Here is a 19999-nt window from a genome sequence, read left to right as displayed (position 1 = left end):
GCCGTTCCCGGGCGGTGTTCCCTCCGGCGTGGTCACGGCAGCTCCCATACGACCGGCAGGCCCGCCCCGGCCCCCTCCGGCGAGTAGTCGTGGGTCTCGTCGAGGAGCTCCGCCATCCGGGCCTGCCAGGCGACGTTCACCGGCAGGTGCTCCAGCTCGGCCAGCAGCCGGGCGTAGTCCTCGCACTCCAGCAGGTGGAAGAGGTGGGTGCCGCTGCGCCAGATGGTCCAGGAGGTGGCGCCCGCGGCACGGATCGCGCCGATCAGCTCCTCGGGGACCTCCCGGTGCGCGGCCTCGTAGTCCGCGATCCGGTCGGCGCGGACGGTGGTGTGCAGGGCGACCCTCATGCCGTGCTCCCCGCGACGGGCCGCCCCGGCACCGGCACCCCGGGGGGCAGCAGCCGCTCGGCGTGCAGCTCGGCCCAGAAGTCCGCGGGCACCGGGCTCCGGTACTGCCGCACGCAGTCGGACACCTCGTCCGCCGACCGGGTGCCCACCAGCACCGCGGCGACGGCGGGGTGGCCGAGCGGGAAGGCGAGGGCCGCGGCCCGCAGCGTGGTGCCGTGCCGCTCGGCGACGGCCTTCATACGCAGGGCGCGGTCGAGCAGGTCGTGCGGTGCGGTGCCGTAGTCGTAGGTGGCGCCCGGCCGGGGGTCGGCGAGCAGCCCGGAGTTGAAGGCGCCGCCGACCACGACGGAGGTGCCGCGCCGCTCGGCGGCGGGCAGCAGCTCGGCCAGCGCCCGCTGGTCCAGCAGGGTGTAGCGGCCCGCGCAGAGGACCACGTCGACATCGGTGTCGCGGACGAACCTGGTGAGCATGGCCGCCTGGTTCATGCCGGCGCCTATCGCGCCCACCACGCCCTCGGAGCGCAGCCGCTCCAGGGCGGGGTAGGCCTCGCGGAAGGCCTGCTCGCCGTGGTCGTCCGGGTCGTGCAGGTAGACGACGTCCACCCGGTCGGTGCCGAGCCGGGCGAGGCTCTCCGCCAGGGAGCGGCGCACCCCGTCGGCGCTGAAGTCCCACACCCGGCGGTGCGTGGCGGGCACCGCGAAGCCGTTCGCCAGGTCGTCGGCCGCCGTGCCGCCGCCCGTCGGCTCCAGCAGCCGGCCCACCTTGGTGGACAGGGTGTACTCGTCGCGGGGCCGGCCGGCGAGGGCCGCGCCGAGCCGCCGCTCGGAGAGGCCGATGCCGTAGTGCGGGGCCGTGTCGTAGTACCGGACGCCGGCGTCCCACGCGGCGTCCACCGCGGCCCGCGCGTCCTCGTCGGCGACCGCCGTGTAGAGGTTGCCGATGGCCGCGGCGCCGAACGCCAGCTCCGTCACGTTCACCGGGCCGCGGCCGAGGGTACGGGTCGGCAGGGTCGGCATGCTGGGCACCGCGCTCACCGCCCGGCCGGGCGCAGCCTGAGCCCCTGCATGCCGCCGTCCACCGCGAGCGCGGTGCCGGTGGTGGCGCCGGAGAGCGGGCTCGCCAGGTAGGCGATGGCGGCGGCCACCTCATCGGCGCTCACCAGCCGCCCGGTGGGCTGGCGGGCCTCCAGCGCGACCCGCTCGGCGGCCGGGTCATCGGCCGCGTCCAGCAGCCTGCCGACCCAGGGGGTGTCGACGGTGCCGGGGGTGACGCAGTTGACCCGGATGCCCTCGCGGACGTGGTCCGCGGCCATGGCGAGGGTCAGCGAGTAGACGGCGCCCTTGCTGGCGCTGTACAGGGCGCGCTGCGGCAGGCCCGCAGTGGCGGCTATGGAACAGGTGTTGACGATCGCGGCGGTGCGGCCGGGCCCTGCGGCGCGGCGCAGGTGCGGCAGGGCGGCGCGGGTGGTGCGGACGATGCCGAGGACGTTGACGTCGAACACGCGCTGCCACTCGGCGTCGTCGTTGTCCTCGACGGTGCCACGGGCCCCGATCCCCGCGTTGTTGACCAGGATGTCCAGGCCGCCGAGGGCGTCGGTGGCGGCGGTGACCGCGGCGCGGACGGAGGCGTCGTCGGTGACGTCCGCGCGGTGGCCGACCAGCGGCCCGCTGTCGCCCGCCAGGTCGCCGGGGTCGCGGTCGAGCACCGCGACCCGGGCGCCGCGCGCCGCCAGCAGCTCGGCGGTGGCCCGCCCGATGCCGGACGCGCCCCCGGTGACCAGGGCCTTGAGTCCCGCGAGCTCCGAAGAGTCCGTCGGCTGCGGCGACGTCATTCCGCTGCATCCTTCCGCTGAGCGAGGTCGGCGGCCCAGAAGGTGCCGCCCGGATAGGTGTACTCCGCGATCGACTCGGGCCGGATGGTGGCCGAGAAGCCGGGTACGGACGGGGCCCGGTAGTGCCCGTCGGTGATCACCACCGGGTCCTCGAAGTGGTCGTGGAGGTGGTCCACGTACTCGATCACACGGTCGTCGGTGGTGCCGGTGAGGGCGACGTAGTCGAACATCGACAGGTGCTGTACCAGCTCGCACAGGCCCACGCCGCCGGCGTGCGGGCAGACCGGGACGCCGAACTTGGCGGCGAGCAGCAGGATGGCGAGGTTCTCGTTGACGCCGCCGACGCGTGCCGCGTCGATCTGGAGCACGTCGATGGCCTCCGCCTGGAGGAGTTGCTTGAAGACGATGCGGTTCTGCACGTGCTCGCCGGTGGCGACCTTGACGGGGGCGACGCCCCGGCGGATCGCGGCGTGGCCGAGGATGTCGTCGGGGCTGGTGGGCTCCTCCACCCAGTAGGGGTCGAACTCGGCCAGCGCCCGGGTCCACTCGATCGCCGCGTCGACGTCCCAGCGCTGGTTGGCGTCGATGGCCATCCGGATGTCCGGGCCGACGACGGAGCGCGCCACCCGGCAGCGGCGGACGTCGTCGGCGAGGTCGGCGCCCACCTTCAGCTTGATCTGGGTGAAGCCGTCGGCGACGGCCTGCCGGGCGAGCCGGGTCAGCTTCTCGTCGTCGTAGCCGAGCCAGCCGGGTGAGGTGGTGTAGGCGGGGTAGCCGCGCTCGCGCAGCCGGGCGGCGCGCTCCGCGGCTCCCTCACGCCCCCGGCGCAGCAGGTCGAGGGCCTCGTCGGGGGTGAGGGCGTCGGTGAGGTAGCGGAAGTCGACCTGGCGCACCAGCCACTCGGGGTCGGCGTCCGCGAGGAACTGCCAGAGCGGCTTGCCGGCGCACTTGGCGGCCAGGTCCCAGGCGGCGTTGACCACGGCGCCGATCGCCATGTGCATCACGCCCTTCTCGGGGCCCAGCCAGCGGAGCTGGCTGTCGCCGGTCAGGTCGCGGGCGAGCGAGCCGGGGTCGGCCGCGAGTCCGGCCACGGGACGCCCGAGCACGTGCTCCCGCAGGGAGTCGATGGCGGCGACCTGGACATCGTTGCCACGCCCGATGGTGAAGGTGAAGCCATGCCCCTCCAGGCCGTCCTCCGCGTCGGTGCGCAGCACGACGTACGCCGCCGAGTAGTCGGGGTCCGGGTTCATCGCGTCGGAGCCGTCGAGCTCCCTGGAGGTGGGGAAGCGGATGTCATAGGTGTCGACCGCGGTGATGCGGGCGGCGGAGGTGACGTTCTCGGTCACGTAAGGCCTTTCGGTTGGGTCAGTCCTGCGCGCGGCCGGTCGTGACACGGGCGATCATCAGGGCGAGCAGGATGATTCCGCCGTAGATGGCGTCGATCCAGAAGGACTGCACCTGGGCGAGCGTCAGCATGTTCTTGACGACGCCGAGCAGCAGCACTCCGGTCACGGCACCGAACATGGTGCCCTTGCCGCCGTCGAGGCTGATGCCGCCGATGACCGCGGCGGCGAACACGGTGAAGATCATGTTCTGGCCCTGGTTGGCGCCGATCGCTCCGACGTAGCCGGTGTACATGATCCCGCCGACCGAGGCGAGGACGCCGGCGATGACGTAGACGGCGAGACGCACCCGGTCCACCCGGATGCCCGCGGCCCGGGCCGCCTCGACGTTGCCGCCGATGGCGTACAGCGAGCGCCCCCAGCGGTGGTACTTGAGCATCAGTCCGGCGATGACGAAGGCCACGGCGGCGAGCCACACCGACAGCGGAATGCGCAGGAAGGTGGTGGTGGCCAGGGAGAAGAACGCGTCGGGCATGCCGAAGAGGGTCTTGCCCTTGGTGGCGCCGACGAGCAGGCCGCGCAGCACGATCAGCATGGCGAGGGTGACGATGAACGCGTTGAGCTTCAGCTTCACCACGAGCAGCCCGTTGAACGTGCCGAGCAGGGCGCCGACCACGAGGATCGCGAGGATGGCCACCCCGGCGGGCAGTTCGGTGCCGAAGCCGGACTGGGCCGCGGGCAGCACGAGCAGCGCGCCGACGGCGGGCGCGATGCCGACGACCGACTCCAGGGACAGGTCGAACTTGCCGGAGATCAGCACCAGCGACTCGGCCAGCACCAGCATGGCGAGTGACGCGGACGCGCCCAGGATGGAGACCAGGTTGGTCTCGGTGAAGAAGGCGTCGTTGAGGACGCTGCCGAGGATCAGCAGCACCACCAGCGCGGGCACCAGGGAGAGTTCGCGGGCCTTGCGCAGCAGAACGGACTTGGCGGCCCCCTCACGTCCCGCCCGCCCCGGTGCGGGGGCCTCGGCCGACGGGGCCTTGGTGTCAGCCATCGTGTTCAGCTCCTTGTGAGTGCGTGTGCTGTGCCGCCTGCCCTTCGGCCGAGACCCCCTCGATGGAGGCGATCAGCTCGTGGTCGCTCCAGCCCGCCGGGTGCTCGGCGACGACGCGGCCGTGGAAGAGGACCAGGACCCGGTCGCAGCGGCGCAGGTCGTCGAGTTCGTCGGAGACGACCAGGACGGCGGTGCCGTCCTCGCGGGCGTTGTCGACGCGTCGCAGCAGGGATTCCTTGGACTTCACGTCCACGCCAGCCGTGGGGTTGATGAGGACGAGCAGCCGCGGGTCGGAGGCGAGGGCGCGCGCCATGACGACCTTCTGCGCATTGCCCCCGGAGAGGTCGGATACGGGCTGGTCGGGTCCCTCGGCGTGGATGTCGAGCCGCTCGATGAGGTCGGACGCGAAGGAGCGCCTGCGCTCGGTGCCGACGAAACCCCGGCTGCCGATGCGGTCGAGGACGCTGAGGGTGGCGTTGTCGCCGATGGTGAGGTCCCTGACGAGGCCCTGTTCGTGCCGGTCGCGGGGCACCCAGCCGACGCCCGCGCGCAGCGCCGCGGTCACGTCGCCGAACGGCAGCGGGCTGCCCTGGAGGCTGACCGTGCCGGAGGTCGGCCGGTGCATGCCGGTGAACGACTCGGCGAGCTGGATCTTGCCGCTGCCGCTGGACCCGGCGAGGCCGACGACCTCGCCGCGGCGGATGGTGAGGTCCACGTCGTGGTAGGTGTCCGAGGTCAGTTCCCTGGCGTCGAGGAGGACGGGCGCGTCGTCGGGGACGCCGGCGCGGGCCGCGGACTCCTCGCGGGTGATGAGCTCCCCCGCCATGGCCTCCACGAGCGCCGGACGGTCGAGTTCCGCGACCGGCGCGGTGACGATCCAGCGGGCGTCACGCAGCACGGTGACGGCCTGGCAGACCTCGTAGACCTCCTGGAGGTGGTGCGAGATGAACAGGAAGGTGACACCGGACTGCTGGAGGGCCCGCATCCGCGCGAAGAGCCGTTCGATCTCGCGGTTGTCGAGCTGAGCGGTGGGTTCGTCGAGGATGATGAAGCGCGCGCCGCCGCTGAGGGCGCGGGCGATCTCCACCATCTGCCGGTCCTCGACCTTGAGTTCGGCGGTGCGCGCCTCCGGGTCGACGTGGATGTCCCAGGTGTCGAGGAGCCGCGCGGCCTCGCTGCGCAGGGTGCGCCAGCTGAAGAAGCCGCGGCGGCTGGAGGGCTGGCGGTTGAGGAAGAGGTTCTCGGCGACGGTCAGGTCGGGGACGACGGTGGGGTGCTGGTAGACGCAGGCCACCTTCTGCCGCCAGGTATCGCGGTCGCCGAGCGGCGGCGCTGGCTCGCCGTCGAAGAGGACGGTGCCCGCGTCCGGCGCCTCGAGACCGGTGAGGACCCGCACCAGGGTGGACTTGCCCGCGCCGTTGCGGCCGACGAGGGCGTGGGACTCGCCCGGCAGGACGGTCAGCTTTCCGTCCTGGAGGGCGACGGTGGGGCCGTACCGCTTGACGATGCCGACCGCCTCGACGAGCGGCCGCCGTCCGGTGGTGTCGCTCGTCTTGCCTGCGGTGCTCGTGTCGCTCGTGCTCATTTGACCGTGTTGCCCCAGAGCTTGGGGTCGTCGACGTTGTCCTTGGTGACCAGCGGCGCGGGAAGCTCGTCCTCAAGGATGCCGCTGGGCAGCTTGACGATCTTCGAGTCGTGGTCGGTCGGGCCGGGCTTGAACGTCTTCCCCTGCATCGCCGCCTTGATGTAGTACATGCCGTACTTGGCGTAGGCGTCGGCGGGCTGCGAGACGGTGGCGTCGATCTGGCCGCTGCGGATGGCGGCGAACTCCTGCGGGATACCGTCGTTGGAGATGATGGTGATGTGGCCCTTCTGGCCGGCCTTCTTCAGCAGCCCCTTGGACTTGAGGGTCTGCAGTGTGGGGGCGAGGTAGACGCCGCCCGCCTGCAGGTAGATGCCCTTGATGTCGGGGTTGGCGTTCAGCAGGGTGTCGAGCTTGGAGGCGGCCGTGTCGGCCTCCCACTTGGCCGGGATCTCCAGCACCTTGAGGCCGGGGTACTTCTTCTTGGCACAGGCGCGGAACGCCTCGGAGCGGTCACGGCCGTTGACGGAGGCGAGGTCGCCCATGACCTGCACGACCTTGCCGGTCTTGACGTGCTGGCCCAGGTAGTCGCAGGCCTTCTGGCCGTAGGCGACGTTGTCGGCGCGCACCACCATGGCGACCTTGCCCTTCTCGGGCGCGACGTCCACGGCGACGACCGGCACACCCTTGCGCTCGGCCTGCGCCAGGCCCGCGGAGATGGCGGCGCTGTCGATGGGGGCGACGAGGAGGCCCTTGACGTTCTGGTTGAGGGCGTTGTTGATGTCGGTGATCTGCTGCGAGGGGTCGTTGTTGGAGTTGACGGTCTTGAGCGCGTCCACCCCTTCGGACTTCGCCATCTTCGGCACATAGTCGTTGTACGACTGCCAGAACGGCGAGGTGAGCATGGGCAGGACCACCCCGACCTTGCCCTTGCCGTCGCCGCCGGCGGCCGCGCCGGTGTCCTTGGTGCTGCCGCACGCCGTGAGTGCGAGCGCGACGCAGGCGGCCGCAGCCGCCGTACGCACCGCCCGCGAAGTCGTTCGCCTGTTCCGCACTGTCCTGCCGGCCATCTGACGGCACTCTCCTCGCCTAGCGGTGAAACGGGAATGTGGGGACCGAGCGACGCGTCCTGAGGCCGGGTGTCCCGTTCCCGACCGGGACGATATTTATCAGACCACTTGGGAGACGCAACACCCTCCGTCGCGGATTTCCCTGAGCTTTTCTCCGGTATTGGTCGGGCCACATCCGTGGTGGTCCGACCACATCGCTGGTTACACTGCCCCGACCTCAGGCGACGGAGAGGCGACGGAAACGAAACGGAAGGACTCAGGGTGAACGACAGCGCCGAGAGCGCCCCGCAGAAGGGCACGGTGACGCAGCGCGCCATCGAGCAGATCAAGGCGCTGATCGGAGAGGGCCGCCTGGAGCCCGGGGCGCGGCTGCCGACGGAGCGGGAACTCGCGGTGCAGCTCGGCATCTCCCGCAGCTCCATGCGCGAGGCGATCCGGGCCCTGACGGTGATGGGCGTGCTGGAGGCCCGGCACGGCTCCGGTATCTACGTCACCCGCCTGGAGGCCGGCGACCTGCTGGAGACCTTCGGTGTGGTCGCCGACCTGTCCCGCGGCATGGGCCTGGTGGAACTGATGGAGGTACGGCGGGTCCTGGAGTCCACGGCCACCTCGCTGGCCGCCGCCCGGATCACCGAGGAGCAGCTCGCCGAGGTGGAGGGCCATCTGACGGCGATGAAGGACACCGACGAGTGGGAGGACATCGTCACCCACGACCTGGCGTTCCACCGCGCCATCGCGCTGGCCGCGGGCAACCACACCATGGCGGCGATCCTGGAGGGCCTGTCGTCGCGCACGTTCCGCGCGCGGGTGTGGCGCGGGTACCAGCAGGAGGGGGTGTTCTCGCGTACGAAGCGTGAGCATGAGCGGATCCATGCGGCGCTCGCCGCCCGGGACCCCGAGGCGGCTCGCGCCGCGGCGGCGGCGCATGTCGCCGGCGTCGAGGAGTGGCTGCGGGGGCGGTTGGCCCTGTGAGGTTCCTTCTGTTGCGTGCGTGAAGGCTCTTTGGTCGCCACCCACGCCCAGCCCCTTGCGGCTTCGGGCGCGATCACCGGCCGGTGGGACCTGATCGCGCAGTTCCCCGCGCCCGTGACGGGGCGCGCCCGCTGTCAGGGCGCCAGAAGAGGGGCGCGGGGAACTGCGCGACAAGCCCACCACCGGCAGTGGTCGCGGACGAGAGAGAAAGGGGCTGGGCGGGGCCGCGACCCGCGCGGCGGGGGTCAGCCGCGCCGCAGGCGCAGGGTCATGAGCTGGAAGGGCCGCAGGGACACGGCAACCGAGTCCCCGGCGAGCTCCGGCGCCGCGACGCCGGCAAGCTCACGCTCCAGCAGGTCCGTGACGGTCACCGAGGCAACCGGGAAACCGGCCGTGACAACGGCCCTCGCACGGCCCCCGTGCGCCTCATGGAAGCGCAGCACCACATCCCCGCTGCCGTCGTCGGCGAGCTTCACCGCCGTGACCACCACCGCGTCGTTGTCGACGGAGATCAGCGGAGCCACCTCGCCCGCGCCGGTGACCACCCGCGCGGGGAGGTTGATGCGGTATCCCTCCCGTACCGCGTCCCCGACGGACGCACCGGGCACGAGCGCGTGCCGGAAGCGGTGCACCCCCTGGTCCGTCTCCGGGTCCGGGAAGCGGGGGGCGCGCAGCAGCGAGGCCCGCACCGTGGTGGTAGTGCCGCCGTCCTCGGTCCTGACGGTGCGCGTCACATCGTGGCCGTACGTCGAGTCGTTCACCAGCGCCACGCCCCAGCCGGGCTCCGCGAGGTGGACGAAGCGGTGGTTGCAGGCCTCGAACTTGGCGGCCTCCCAGCTGGTGTTGGTGTGGGTGGGCCGGTAGAAGTGCCCGAACTGGGTCTCGGACGCGTACCGCTCGGCGTGGATGTCGACCGGGAAGGTCAGCTTGAGGAACTTCTCGGTCTCGTGCCAGTCGACCTCGGTGGCGATGTCGAGTCGCGGCTCGCCGGGCGCGAGGTAGAGCACCTGGGTGACGCGGGAGTCCCCGAAGCTGCGCACGATCCGCACCGAGGGCCCGTCCTCGCCCGGCTGTGCCGTCACCTCGTCCGCCTCGGTGAGGTCGGTGACCGAGTTGCGGTAGAACGCGTCGACGTCCCAGGCGTCCCACTTGTTGGGGAGGTCGGGGTGCAGCTGGAGGAGGTTGGCACACCGGCCGGGGGCGACGGTCTCGCGGTCGGCCACCAGGTCGTATGCGGAGACGACCAGGCCCCGCCCGTCGACCTCCACCCGCAGCAGGCCGTTGTCCAGGACGTGGCCGCCGCCGGGGCGCTCGGTGAGCGTGGCGGTGCCACCGGCGACGGGGGCGGCCGCGCCGCCCGCGGGCACGCCGTCACGGGTGTGCGGGGTCGAGTTGAACACCAGCGGTGTCCCGCCGTCGCCGGCCAGGGCCCGCTGGGCGGCCGTGATGATGCCGGTCAGTTCCTCGGCCACCGTCTCGTAGGTGCGGCGGGCCTCGCGGTGCACCCAGGCGATGGACGAGCCGGGCAGGATGTCGTGGAACTGGTGCAGCAGCACCGTCTTCCAGATCCGGTCGAGCTGCTCGTAGGGGTAGGCGAAGCCGGTGCGCACGGCGGCGGTCGCCGCCCACAGCTCCGCCTCGCGCAGCAGGTGCTCGCTGCGGCGGTTGCCCTGCTTGGTCCCCGCCTGGCTGGTGAGGGTGGCGCGGTGCAGCTCCAGGTAGAGCTCGCCGACCCACACCGGGGGCTCGGGGTACTCGGCCTCCGCCTTCTCGAAGAACTCCTTCGGGGTCTCCCAGACGACCTGGGCCGCACCCTCCAGGTTCCGCATCCGGGCCGCCCTGGCGACCATCTCGCGGGTGGTTCCGCCGCCTCCGTCGCCCCAGCCGGTGGGTGCCAGCGAGTGGCTCGCCGCGTCCTTGTCCTTGAAGTTGCGCACCGCGTGGGCGATCTCCCGGCCCTGCATGGAGCAGTTGTAGGTGTCCACCGGCGGGAAGTGGGTGAAGATCCGGGTGCCGTCGATGCCCTCCCAGCGGAAGGTGTGGTGCGGGAAGGAGTTCGTCTGCGACCAGGAGATCTTCTGGGTGAGCAGCCACTTGGCGCCCGCCGCCTTGATGATCTGCGGCAGCCCGGCGGCGAAGCCGAAGGTGTCGGGCAGCCAGGCCTCCTCGTTGTCGATGCCGAACTCGTCGATGAAGAACCGCTTGCCGTGCACGAACTGCCGCGCCATCGCCTCCGAGCCGGGCATGTTGGTGTCGGACTCCACCCACATGCCGCCGGCCGGCACGAACCTGCCGTCCGCCACGGCCTTCTTCACCTTCGCCCACACCTCGGGCCGGTGGTCCTTGACCCAGGCCCACTGCTGGGCCTGCGACATGGCGAAGACGAAGTCCGGCTCGTCCTGAAGCAGCGCGGTCATGTTGGCCGTGGTACGGGCCACCTTGCGCACCGTCTCGCGCAGCGGCCACAGCCAGGCGGAGTCGATGTGGGCGTGGCCGACGGCGCTGATGCGGTGGGCCGAGGGCGCCGCGGGCCGCGCGAGGACGTCCTCCAGGCGGGCCCGGGCCTCGCCGGCGGTGCCGTTCACGTCCTGTAGGTCCACCGCGTCCAGCGCGTGTTCCAGGGCGCGCAGCAGCTCCCAGCGGCGCGGGGAGTCGACGGGCAGCTCGTGCATCAGCTCGCCGAGCACGTCGAGGTCGTTGACCAGCTCCCACACGGTCTCGTCGAGGACCGCGAGGTCCATCCGGGTCAGGGTGTACTGGGGCTCGCTGCCCGCGGTCTCCCGGTCGCCGAGCGGGGTGGGCTGGAAGGGACGGTAGCCCATGATGACGGGGTTGGACGCGGCCTCGATGTGCAGCCGCACCTCCTCGCCACCCGCCACGGGCGCGCCGATGCGGACCCACTGGTTGCGCGGGTTGAGGCCCTTCACGGGCGTGCCGTCGGGGCGGTAGACCAGGCCCTCGCACTGGAAGCCGGGCATGTTCTCGTCGAAGCCCAGGTCCAGCAGGGCCTCCACGGTGCGGCCCGCCCAGGCCTCGGGCACGGTGCCGGTGACCCGGAACCAGCTCGTCCCCCACGGGGCGCCCCACCGCTCGCCCACCGCGATGGGCTCCGGCTCGGCGGCCAGCCCCTCCTCGATGGGCACCGGCTCGCCGGGCGCGTGCCACACCGCGACCTCCAGGGGCACGGACTCCGGGTACACGGCGGGCCTGATGCGTTCCTCGAGGACGCGCTCGAGCCGGGATTCGACCAGGGTGCGGTCGTCATGCATGACGGGTGCTCCGTAGTGTTTCGGGGGCGTAGTGCCGGGTGGGTGCGGGCCGGGGGCACCGCGGGGGGTGTGCCCTGTGCGGGCCGCGTGGCGGTCGGTGCGGACCGGGCACGGCGGCGGGACGGATACAGCTCTGCCAGGGACCGTACTTCCCGCCGCGCGGCCCGCTCATCCGGCTTCGGCCGGATTCCCTGGTCGCGAGGGTGACGCGGTCGTTCGGGAGGGTGCCGAGGGCCCGTTCGCCGGCCGGCGAGGGCGGGCCGGGGCAGCGGCGGCGGTGGGCGGGGACGGCGCGCGGTGGGGCGGGCGTCAGCCCTTGACGGCGCCCTCGCCCACGCCGCGGAAGAAGTACCGCTGGAGGCAGGCGAAGAGCACGATCAACGGCAGGACGGCGATGACGGTGCCGGCGGCGACCAGGCGCTCGTCGTTGGCGAAGGTGCCGTGCAGGTAGTTGAGACCGATGGTGAGGGTGAAGCGGCTCGGGTCACTGAGCACGATCAACGGCCAGAGGAAGTCGTCCCAGGCCGCCATGAACGCGAAGATCGCCACGACCGCGAGGGTGCCCCGCACCGAGGGCAGGGCGATCCGCCAGAACCGCTGCCAGGAGGTGGCGCCGTCCACGAAGGCCGCCTCCTCGACCTCGTAGGGCACCTGCCGGAAGGCGCCCCGCATCAGCAGGACGTTCAGGGCGGCCACGGAGGCGGGCAGCATCACCCCGACAAGGGTGTTGTTCAGGCCCAGCTCGCGCATGGTCGTGAACTGCGCGATGACGATGGCCTCGGCCGGCACCAGCATCGCCAGCACGAAGACCAGCACGGCCGCCGACCGGCCCCGGTAGCGCAGCCGTGCCAGGGCGTACCCGGCGAGCGAGGCGCCGGCGCAGTTGGTGACCACGCTGGCTGCGGAGACCTTCAGTGAGTTCAGCGCGTAGCTCCACACCGGGATGGTGTCGGCGACCCGCTGGTAGTTGTGCAGGGTGGGATGGGCGGGCAGGAACGACGGCGGGGAGCTGAAGATGTCCTCGGTGGGGCCCTTGAGGGAGGTCGACAGCTGCCAGAGGAAGGGGCCCACGGTCAGCGCAAGCACGCCGACCAGCAGCAGGTAGCGCAGCGCCAGCTCCCAGCCGGGGATCCGCCGGCCGTTCTGGTCGGTGAACCGCGCCGCCCGGCGGCCCCGCCGGCCTGGGCCGGCGCCGCCGGTCCGGCGCGCGCGCCCGGCGGCGGCCCGGGGCTCACGGGCGGCGCCGTCCGCCGTGACGGGTGCGCTCATGCGGGGTCCTCCCTGCGGTCCGCGCGCAGCACCAGCAGCATCAGCGCGACGGTGACGACGAAGACGACGACGGAGAGCGCCGAGGCGTACCCGACGCGGCCGGTGAGACCGGTGCCGGCGCGCTGGACCAGCATCACCAGCGTGGTGTCCTCGCCCGCGGGCCCGCCGGTGGGGCCGGCCATCAGGTACACCTCGGAGAACGTCTTGAACGCGGAGACCGCCGACAGCGCGCCCACCAGCACCATGGTGGAGCGCACCGCGGGCACGGTGACGGTCAGGAAGCGGCGCACCGCTCCCGCGCCGTCCACGGCGGCGGCCTCGTGCAGTTCCCTGGGCACATTCGCGAGCGCCGCCAAGTAAATGATCATGTAGTAGCCGAGGCCCCGCCAGACGGTGACGGCCATGGCGCTCAGCAACAGCAGCCACTGGTCACTGAGGAACCCCGCCTTCCCGCCGCCCACGGCCTCCAGGAGGGAGTTCACCAGGCCCCGTTCGTCCAGCATCCACACCCAGATCAGGCCCACCACCACGATCGAGGCGACCACCGGTGTGTAGAACGCGGAGCGGAAGAAGCCGATGCCGGGGATGTGCTTGTGGACCAGCAGGGCGAGCAGCAGCGGGAGCAGGACGAGCGCGGGCACCACGCCGAGCACATAGAGGGTGCTGTTGCGCAGGCCGGTCCAGAACATGTCGTCGTGCAGCAGCTCGCGGTAGTTGGCGAGACCCACCCAGTGGCCCGGGACCAGCATCCTGCGGTCGGTGAAGGAGTCGGTCACGGTGGACACGAACGGGTAGAGCACGAAGAGACCGACGACCAACAGGCCGGGCGCGGCGAACAGCCAGGGGCTGGTGGGCAGTTGCCGGCGCACGCGCGGGCGGCGGGCGCCGGCCGGGGCGGGTGCCCGGCGCGCGCCGGCGGGCAGGGCGGGAGCGGGGGCGGGGGCGGGGGCGGGGGCGGGGGAAGTCTGCATGGCGGGCCGCGGGGTCAGCTCTGCTGGAGCAGCCGGTCGCAGGCCCTGACGGCGCCGTCCAGCGCGGCCTCGGGGCTCTGCTTGCCCTGCAGGGCGCGGTCGACGGCATTGCGCAGCTCGATCTTCATCTGGTCGCTGAAGAGCACCGGCGTGTAGTTGACCGCGGACTTCAGCGACTGGGCGGCGGCGACCCGCACCCGGGTCTCGTCGGTGCCGTCCTGCTTGGTGAAGTACGGGTCGTCGAGCGAGCCGGCGGTGCTGGGGAAGATCGCCACTTTCCTGGCGAAGGACATCTGGTGCGCGGCGTCGGTGACGAAGTGCGCGAACGCCACGGCCGCGGGCTTCTGCTTCGTCCGGGCGTTCACCATCACGCCCATCACATACATGTTGACCTTGCCGGTGCTGGTGATCTGGTCGGTGATGCCGATGTTCCGGTAGAGGCGCGGCGCCTGCTTCTTGAAGTTGCCGAGGTCCAGTGCGCTGCCGGGGTTCATCGCGACGGCCTCGGTGAGGAACTTCTTACCCGCGGACTCCGGGGTTGCGGTGAGCGCCTGGGGGTCGAGGGCCTTCGCGTCGTACAGCTCCTTGTACTTGGCGAGCAGTTCCACGCCCTTGGGGTCGTTGAAGGTGAAGCCGGTGCCCGCCTTGTTCATCAGCGGCACGCCGTAGCGGCCGAAGTCCTCGATGGTGGGGACGCCCGCGAGCGTGGCGACCTTGCCGTGGCTGCGGTCGGCCATCCGCAGGGCGTCGGCGAACAGCTCCGCGTAGGTCTTCGGGGGCTTGGCGGGGTCGAGCCCGGCGTCCTCGAAGAGCCGCTTGTTGTAGAAGAGCGGGCCGGTGTTCAGGTACCAGGGGAAGGCGAAGGTGCCACTCGCGCCGGGCACCTGCTGGCCGCGCCAGGCACCCGGCAGGTACTCCTTCCGGTACTGCCCCGCCGCCTTGTCCAGGTCGAGCGCGAGGCCCGCCCTGGCGAGCGGGGCGAGCAGGTCGGGCGAGACGTTGACGACGTCGGGCAGGGTGCCGCCGGCCGCGTCGGCGCTGATCTTGTCCGCGTATCCCTCGGCCGGCTGGTCGATCCACTTCACGTGCGTGCCGGGGTGCTTCTTCTCGAACTCCTTCACCAGGCCGTCGAAGTAGGCCTGGTAGTTGGCGCGCAGGTTCCAGGTCTGGAAGGTGATGGTGCCCGTCACCTTTCCGGAGGCGTCGTCGCTGCCGCCGTCACCGCTGCCGCAGGCGGCGAGCGGCAGGGCGAGAGCGAGCACGGCGGCGGTGAGGGCGCGGCGCGGCAGGCGCCGGGCGAGGGCGCCGCGGGCTGGGCCGCTGCGGGAAGAGGGCTCGGTACGCACGGTGGATCGGCTCCTTTGCTCGGCCCGGAACACAGCGAGGGCCCAGGGCGCCGCACAGAGCTCACGGCGGCGGTCGGGCACTGCCGTGCAGGACCCTGCAATACGCCTGCGGAAAAAGTCAATGGATTGGTCGGTACCAAACCCGACTCGACTGGATCACCGCAGGTCAGCTCGGTCGTGGGCGCCAATAAATGCCACGGCTAATGCGCTTTAGGAGATACGGCTCAAGCGCTTTACCTCCCAGCCGTGCGCTAGGGTGGCGTGTCTCAGGAGTCCGGTGAAAGGGGCGGGATTGTCAGCCAAGCGGTCGCCCGCGCGCCGCCCGACGATGAAGGACATCGCGCGCCGCGCCGGCGTCTCGGAGAGCGCTGTCTCCTTCGCGCTCAACGACCGTCCCGGGGTCTCCGAGGCCACCCGCGCCCGGGTGCGCAGGGTCGCACAGCAACTCGGCTGGCGGCCCAGCACCGCGGCGCGCGCCCTGTCCGGCGAGGGTGCCGCCACGGTCGGGCTGGTGCTGGCGAGGCCGGCGGCCATGCTCGGCGTGGACTCGTTCTTCCTGCAACTCGTCTCGGGCATCCAGGAGGTGCTGGCGGAGCGTCACCTCGGGCTGCTCTTCCAGGTGGTGGAGGACGTCGGGGCGGAGTGCGAGGTGTACCGGAGCTGGTGGGCCGAGCACCGGGTGGACGGCGTGATGGTGGTCGACCCCCGGATCGACGATCCCCGGCCCGCGCTGCTGGACGAGCTGGCGCTGCCGGTTGTCGTCATCGGCGGCGTTCCGGAGAGCGGCCACCCGGGGCTGTCCACGGTCTGGGCGGACGACGCCGGGGCGATGGCGCAGGTGGTGGAGCGGCTGCACGCCCTGGGGCACCGCAGGATCGTGCACATCGCGGGCCTCGCCGACCTCGCCCACACCGACCGCCGGATCCGCACCCTGCGGGCCGAGGCCGCGCGGCGCGGGCTGACCGGCGTGCGGTCGGTGACCACGGACTACTCCGACGCGGAGGGCGCCGCCGCCACCCGCCGGGTGCTCGGCTCGGCCACCCCGCCGACGGCACTGGTCTACGACAACGACGTGATGGCCGTCGCCGGGGTGGCCGCCGCTGCCGCCCTCGGCTTCTCCGTGCCGGGCGACGTGTCGGTGGTCGCCTGGGAGGACTCGGCGCTCTGCCGGATGGTGCATCCGTGGCTGTCGGCGATGTCTCGTGACTCGGTGTCCTTCGGCCGCACCGCGGCGCGTGAGCTGCTCGGCCTGCTCGACGGGGGGCCTGCTCGGGCGGTGCAGGTGCCGGTGCCGCGTCTGATCGAGCGGGAGAGTACGTCGGCGGTGCGCGGGGAGTGATGCGGCGGCGCCCGGCCGGCCCGCGGCGGGCGCCGGGTCCGTCGGCCTTGCGGCCCGTCGGCTGCCACCGGCCGGTGGGCGGTTGCTCGCGCAGCTCCCCGCGCCCCCGTCAGGGCGCTGCCCCTCCAGACCTCCCCCGGCACCCCCGGTCGGCGGTTGCTCGCGCAGCTCCCCACGTCCCCGTCAGGGCGCTGTCCCTGCCGGTCTCCTTCTCGTCGCCGGCCGGTGGGAGTGCTCGCGCATCTTCCGCGGCCCTGTCGGGAGCGCCAACCGCGCGTGTCCTACCGGTGCTCCGGGTTCGACTGGTCGTAGCGGCAGCCGGCGTCCCAGGCGGTGCGTTGGTTGCCGTGGGGCGGGATGCCGCCGGCGTCCTTCAGGAGGCGGGCCATGTGCAGGAGGTTCCAGGTCATGAAGGTGGTGTTGCGGTTGGTGAAGTCGTTCTCCGGGCCGCCCGAGCCGGGGTCAAGATAGGACGGGCCCGGGCCCGCTTCGCCCACCCAGCCGGCGTCCGCCTGCGGCGGGACGGTGTAGCCCACGTGCTGGAGGCTGTAGAGGACGGCCGCCGCGCAGTGCTTGACGCCGTCCTCGTTGCCGGTGATCAGGCAGCCGCCGACCCTGCCGTAGTAGGCGTACTGGCCCAAGTCGTTGAGCAGGCTGGAGCAGGAGTAGAGCCGCTCGATGACCATCCTGGTCACCGAGCTGTTGTCGCCGAGCCAGACCGGGCCCGCCAGGATGAGGATGTCGGCCGCCATGACCCGCTCGTAGAGCGCCGGCCAGGCGTCGCTGGCCCAGCCGTGCTCGGTCATGTCGGGCCAGACGCCGGTGGCGATGTCCTCGTCGACGGCCCGGACCAGCTCCACCCGCACCCCCTGTGCCCGCATGATCCCCATGCTGCGGTCGACCAGGCCCTGGGTGTTGCTGCGCTCCGGGGAGCGCTTGAGGGTGCAGTTGATGTACAGCGCCCTCAGATCGTCGTAGCGGGCGGGGGGTGCGGTGGCGTCCTCGCTCGGGCTGGTCATACGGTGCCCTCCGGGCATCGGGCCGCCGTGCCGTTCACCGCGGCGCAACGCTGACCATGGTGCTGGCCCGGCGATCACCGTCGCGGCAGCGCCGCATCGGGGCGCCGACGACCACCCCGACAGCCGAACGGCCCGGCGCCGGCCACGGGCCCGTACGGGGACGCGCTCACGACCCATGAGAGGCCGGTCGCGGCCCTACGAGGACCGGTTCCACGGCCGGCGCCCTGATGCCGTGGCCCTGAGGCCGGCGCTCGTGAGCCCGCTCGTGAGCCCGCGCTCGTGAGGCCCGTGCCCCTGAGTGACGGCACTCCCGGAAACGGCGCCGTGGCAGCCCGGGGCCGGCGTCCCCTTGCAGCGTCGGTCAGTCGACGCTAGGCAGGATGTGGGGCTCGGCGAGGTCGTCCTCGTAGCCGGCGAGGCGGATGGGGGCGGACCTGGCCCAGACGTCCAGGCTGCCGAGCTTCTCGGCGCCTGGAACGAGGCGCTCCGTGCGTTCCTTCGGGGATTGTTCGGCCGTGGGCTTCTCTGGTGTCACCGCGCACTCCTTCTGTGTCGGGTAACCCTCGGGGACAGGCCCGCCCGGTCTCCGACCAGGCGCCTGACGCCCGGTGGGGCTTGGGACGAGGGCAGCTGGGACGCGGTGGCGCCGGCAGTTCGCTGTGGAGCAGGCCGTGGTGGCCGGCCTGTCCCTGGACGGACCATGGAAATGGATGTGGCCCCGAGAACCGTCCGTCCGCTCCAGAGTAACCATGTGAGCGCATATCCGCTCGATAGCGAGGAATAATAAGGCTATTTGTCCGCGACCATCCGCTTCCATTCGGCCATGATCCCCGGTCGGGCCGGCGTCCGCAGGCCGGGCGGGGACGCACCGGCCCGCCGAGTCCCGTGCGAGCAGGGCGAGTCGGGCGCCCGCGGGGCCGGACGCGCTGCTCCGTCCGGGTGATGCGCTACCAGGGGCGCGGGGCGTAGTCCTTGAGGAAGACGCCGTACAGATCCTCGCCCGCCTCGCCCCGCACGATCGGGTCGTAGACGCGTGCCGCGCCGTCGACCAGATCGAGCGGGGCGTGGAAGCCCGCCTCGGCGAGGCGCATCTTGTCCGGGTGCGGCCGCTCGTCGGTGATCCAGCCGGTGTCCACCGCCGTCATCAGGATGCGGTCGGTCTGGAACATCTCCTGGGCGCTGGTCCTGGTCAGCATGTTCAGCGCGGCCTTGGCCATGTTGGTGTGCGGGTGCCCGGCGCCCTTGTAGCCGCGCCCGAAGACGCCCTCCATCGCCGAGACGTTCACGACGTAGGCACGCCGGCCGCCCGCCGCGACGGCCGCGGCCATGGCCGCCCGCAGCCTGCTGATGAGGATGAACGGCGCGGTGGAGTTGCAGAGCTGCACCTCGAGGAGTTCGACCGGATCCACGTCCTGGACGGCCTGCACCCAGCTGTTGCTGTCGTGCAGGTCGGGGACGAGCCCGCCGGCGTCCACGGCCGTGCCCGCCGCGATCCTGTCGGGCGCCGCGGACCCGGAGACCAGCGCCAGTTCGGTGATCTCCTGCGCGCTCAGGCCGCCCCGCCGGGGCGCGGGCAGCGCCGCCACGGCTCCGGAGCCGAAGGTTCCGATCACCTCGGCCGCGGGCAGCACCCCGGCGGGCAGCGGTGCCGACTCGGCGGCCACCAGTTCGCTGTACGCGGTCGGCGAGCGGCGCACGGTCTGGGCGGCGTTGTTGATCAGGACGTCCAGGGGGCCCTGGGCGGCGACCGAGTCGGCGAGCGCGACCACCTGGGCCGGGTCGCGCAGGTCGATGCCGACGATCTTCAGCCGGTGGATCCACTCGTCGCTGTCGGGCATCGCCTTGAAGCGCCGTGTCGCGTCGTTGGGGAAGCGGGTGGTGATCGTGGTGTGAGCGCCGTCACGCAGCAGCCGCAGCGCGATGTACATGCCGATCTTGGCCCGGCCGCCGGTGAGCAGGGCCCGCTTGCCGGAAAGGTCGGTGCGGGCGTCGCGGCGTGCGCGGTTCTCGGCGGCGCACGCCTGGCAGAGCTGGTGGTAGAAGGCGTCGACCTCGACGTAGCGGGTCTTGCAGACGTAGCAGGACCGGGGCCGGCGCAGGACGCCCGCGATCTCGCCCCGTGCCGCCGAGGACGGCAGCAGGCCCCGCGTCTCGTCGTCGATGCGGTCCGCCGAGCCGGTGGCGGTGGCCTCGGTGACGGCCTTGTCGTGGGCGGTCTTGGCGGCCCGCCGCTCCTGGCGGCGGCGCTGCTTGACCGTGCGGTAGAGCCCGGAGGTGGCGCGCCGGACGGCGATCGCGTCCGGGTGGTCGATCTCCAGCGTGTCCAGCTCCGCGAGCACGCCCAGGGCTATCGCGAGCCGCTCGGGGTCGATGCCGGGGCCGTACTCCGCCGGTCCGGATCCAGCCTCCCCGGGTCCGGGGCCGGACGTCCCCGGCCCGCGGCCGGACTCCCCTGGTCCGCGGCCGGACTCCCCTGGTCCGCGGCCGGACTCTCCTGATCCAGAACCGGACTCCCCTGGTCCGAGGCCTGGCTCCGCTCGGCCCGAACCGTACGGGCCGGGCGCTCCGCCCGGCTCCCCCGGCA

The 19999-nt window shown here is 72.3% G+C and carries 16 protein-coding genes; 2 read left to right on the top strand and 14 right to left on the bottom strand.

Going from position 1 to position 19999, the window contains the following annotated elements; genetic code table 11:
* Positions 1–32: 32 nt before the first annotated feature.
* From ACSMXW_RS33450 to ACSMXW_RS33420, 7 genes are read right to left on the bottom strand one after another with little or no spacing between them, the layout of a single operon-like run.
* Positions 33–347, bottom strand: coding sequence for an L-rhamnose mutarotase (locus ACSMXW_RS33450; protein WP_485801901.1), 315 nt, complete (start codon positions 345–347; stop codon positions 33–35).
* Complete coding sequence (locus ACSMXW_RS33445; RefSeq protein WP_485801900.1) at positions 344–1363, bottom strand: aldo/keto reductase; 1020 nt, start codon at positions 1361–1363, stop codon at positions 344–346. Before ACSMXW_RS33445 ends, ACSMXW_RS33450 begins: the two co-directional genes overlap by 4 nt.
* Positions 1364–1377: 14 nt before the next feature.
* Positions 1378–2178: an SDR family NAD(P)-dependent oxidoreductase gene (locus ACSMXW_RS33440; RefSeq protein ID WP_485801898.1), complete on the bottom strand. Its 801-nt coding sequence runs from the start codon at positions 2176–2178 to the stop codon at positions 1378–1380.
* Entirely contained in the window at positions 2175–3524 is a 1350-nt protein-coding gene (locus tag ACSMXW_RS33435; RefSeq protein WP_485801897.1) for an L-fuconate dehydratase, read from the bottom strand. The genes ACSMXW_RS33440 and ACSMXW_RS33435 overlap by 4 nt, the downstream gene beginning before the upstream one ends.
* Positions 3525–3543: 19 nt before the next feature.
* Positions 3544–4578 carry an ABC transporter permease gene (locus ACSMXW_RS33430; protein ID WP_485801895.1) on the bottom strand — a complete coding sequence of 345 codons (1035 nt, stop codon included), beginning with the start codon at positions 4576–4578 and terminating at the stop codon, positions 3544–3546.
* Complete coding sequence (locus ACSMXW_RS33425; protein WP_485801893.1) at positions 4571–6163, bottom strand: sugar ABC transporter ATP-binding protein; 1593 nt, start codon at positions 6161–6163, stop codon at positions 4571–4573. The genes ACSMXW_RS33430 and ACSMXW_RS33425 overlap by 8 nt, the downstream gene beginning before the upstream one ends.
* Complete coding sequence (locus tag ACSMXW_RS33420) at positions 6160–7230, bottom strand: sugar ABC transporter substrate-binding protein (protein ID WP_485801891.1); 1071 nt, start codon at positions 7228–7230, stop codon at positions 6160–6162. The genes ACSMXW_RS33425 and ACSMXW_RS33420 overlap by 4 nt, the downstream gene beginning before the upstream one ends.
* A 261-nt stretch (positions 7231–7491) precedes the next feature.
* Here ACSMXW_RS33420 and ACSMXW_RS33415 point away from each other — a divergent pair, with 261 nt between their 5' ends.
* Entirely contained in the window at positions 7492–8202 is a 711-nt protein-coding gene (locus tag ACSMXW_RS33415) for a FadR/GntR family transcriptional regulator (RefSeq protein ID WP_485801889.1), read from the top strand.
* Positions 8203–8447: 245 nt separating this feature from the next.
* Here the strand turns inward: ACSMXW_RS33415 and ACSMXW_RS33410 are convergent, their stop codons facing one another.
* The 4 genes from ACSMXW_RS33410 to ACSMXW_RS33395 all read right to left on the bottom strand — a co-directional run bounded on the left by ACSMXW_RS33410 (position 8448) and on the right by ACSMXW_RS33395 (position 15000).
* Positions 8448–11471: an alpha-mannosidase gene (locus ACSMXW_RS33410; RefSeq protein ID WP_485801888.1), complete on the bottom strand. Its 3024-nt coding sequence runs from the start codon at positions 11469–11471 to the stop codon at positions 8448–8450.
* Between the two features lie 309 nt (positions 11472–11780).
* Positions 11781–12740, bottom strand: coding sequence for a carbohydrate ABC transporter permease (locus ACSMXW_RS33405; RefSeq protein ID WP_485801887.1), 960 nt, complete (start codon positions 12738–12740; stop codon positions 11781–11783).
* Positions 12737–13711 (bottom strand): carbohydrate ABC transporter permease, encoded by a 975-nt coding sequence (locus ACSMXW_RS33400; RefSeq protein WP_485801886.1) that lies wholly within the window; start codon positions 13709–13711, stop codon positions 12737–12739. Before ACSMXW_RS33400 ends, ACSMXW_RS33405 begins: the two co-directional genes overlap by 4 nt.
* 14 nt (positions 13712–13725) lie before the next feature.
* Complete coding sequence (locus ACSMXW_RS33395; protein ID WP_485808465.1) at positions 13726–15000, bottom strand: extracellular solute-binding protein; 1275 nt, start codon at positions 14998–15000, stop codon at positions 13726–13728.
* Positions 15001–15349: 349 nt separating this feature from the next.
* Between ACSMXW_RS33395 and ACSMXW_RS33390 the strand changes: the two genes are divergently transcribed.
* Entirely contained in the window at positions 15350–16396 is a 1047-nt protein-coding gene (locus ACSMXW_RS33390) for a LacI family DNA-binding transcriptional regulator (protein WP_485801885.1), read from the top strand.
* Positions 16397–16677: 281 nt separating this feature from the next.
* On the opposite strand, the gene ACSMXW_RS33385 is transcribed toward ACSMXW_RS33390, so the two are convergent.
* The 3 genes from ACSMXW_RS33385 to ACSMXW_RS33375 form a co-directional block, all read right to left on the bottom strand.
* On the bottom strand, positions 16678–17415 hold the full coding sequence (locus ACSMXW_RS33385; protein ID WP_485801884.1) for a flavodoxin family protein: 738 nt from the start codon (positions 17413–17415) through the stop codon (positions 16678–16680).
* Positions 17416–17776: 361 nt separating this feature from the next.
* Positions 17777–17950, bottom strand: a complete 174-nt coding sequence (locus ACSMXW_RS33380) for a hypothetical protein (RefSeq protein ID WP_485801882.1) — start codon at positions 17948–17950, stop codon at positions 17777–17779.
* Positions 17951–18362: 412 nt separating this feature from the next.
* Positions 18363–19787, bottom strand: a complete 1425-nt coding sequence (locus ACSMXW_RS33375) for an SDR family NAD(P)-dependent oxidoreductase (protein ID WP_485808464.1) — start codon at positions 19785–19787, stop codon at positions 18363–18365.
* Positions 19788–19999 lie beyond the last annotated feature (212 nt).

This window comes from Streptomyces sp. DSM 116793, assembly GCF_057320905.1.
This window is presented reverse-complemented; position numbering and strand designations above follow the sequence as displayed.

Excerpts from the sequence above, each read along its gene's own strand:
- ACSMXW_RS33445 (WP_485801900.1), bottom strand. The coding sequence starts at position 1,363 with ATGCCGACCCTGCCGACCCGTACCCTCGGCCGCGGCCCGGTGAACGTG.
- ACSMXW_RS33400 (WP_485801886.1), bottom strand. The coding sequence starts at position 13,711 with ATGCAGACTTCCCCCGCCCCCGCCCCCGCCCCCGCCCCCGCTCCCGCC.
- ACSMXW_RS33430 (WP_485801895.1), bottom strand. The coding sequence starts at position 4,578 with ATGGCTGACACCAAGGCCCCGTCGGCCGAGGCCCCCGCACCGGGGCGG.
- ACSMXW_RS33385 (WP_485801884.1), bottom strand. The coding sequence starts at position 17,415 with ATGACCAGCCCGAGCGAGGACGCCACCGCACCCCCCGCCCGCTACGAC.
- ACSMXW_RS33410 (WP_485801888.1), bottom strand. The coding sequence starts at position 11,471 with ATGCATGACGACCGCACCCTGGTCGAATCCCGGCTCGAGCGCGTCCTC.
- ACSMXW_RS33405 (WP_485801887.1), bottom strand. The coding sequence starts at position 12,740 with ATGAGCGCACCCGTCACGGCGGACGGCGCCGCCCGTGAGCCCCGGGCC.
- ACSMXW_RS33450 (WP_485801901.1), bottom strand. The coding sequence starts at position 347 with ATGAGGGTCGCCCTGCACACCACCGTCCGCGCCGACCGGATCGCGGAC.
- ACSMXW_RS33420 (WP_485801891.1), bottom strand. The coding sequence starts at position 7,230 with ATGGCCGGCAGGACAGTGCGGAACAGGCGAACGACTTCGCGGGCGGTG.
- ACSMXW_RS33425 (WP_485801893.1), bottom strand. The coding sequence starts at position 6,163 with ATGAGCACGAGCGACACGAGCACCGCAGGCAAGACGAGCGACACCACC.
- ACSMXW_RS33440 (WP_485801898.1), bottom strand. The coding sequence starts at position 2,178 with ATGACGTCGCCGCAGCCGACGGACTCTTCGGAGCTCGCGGGACTCAAG.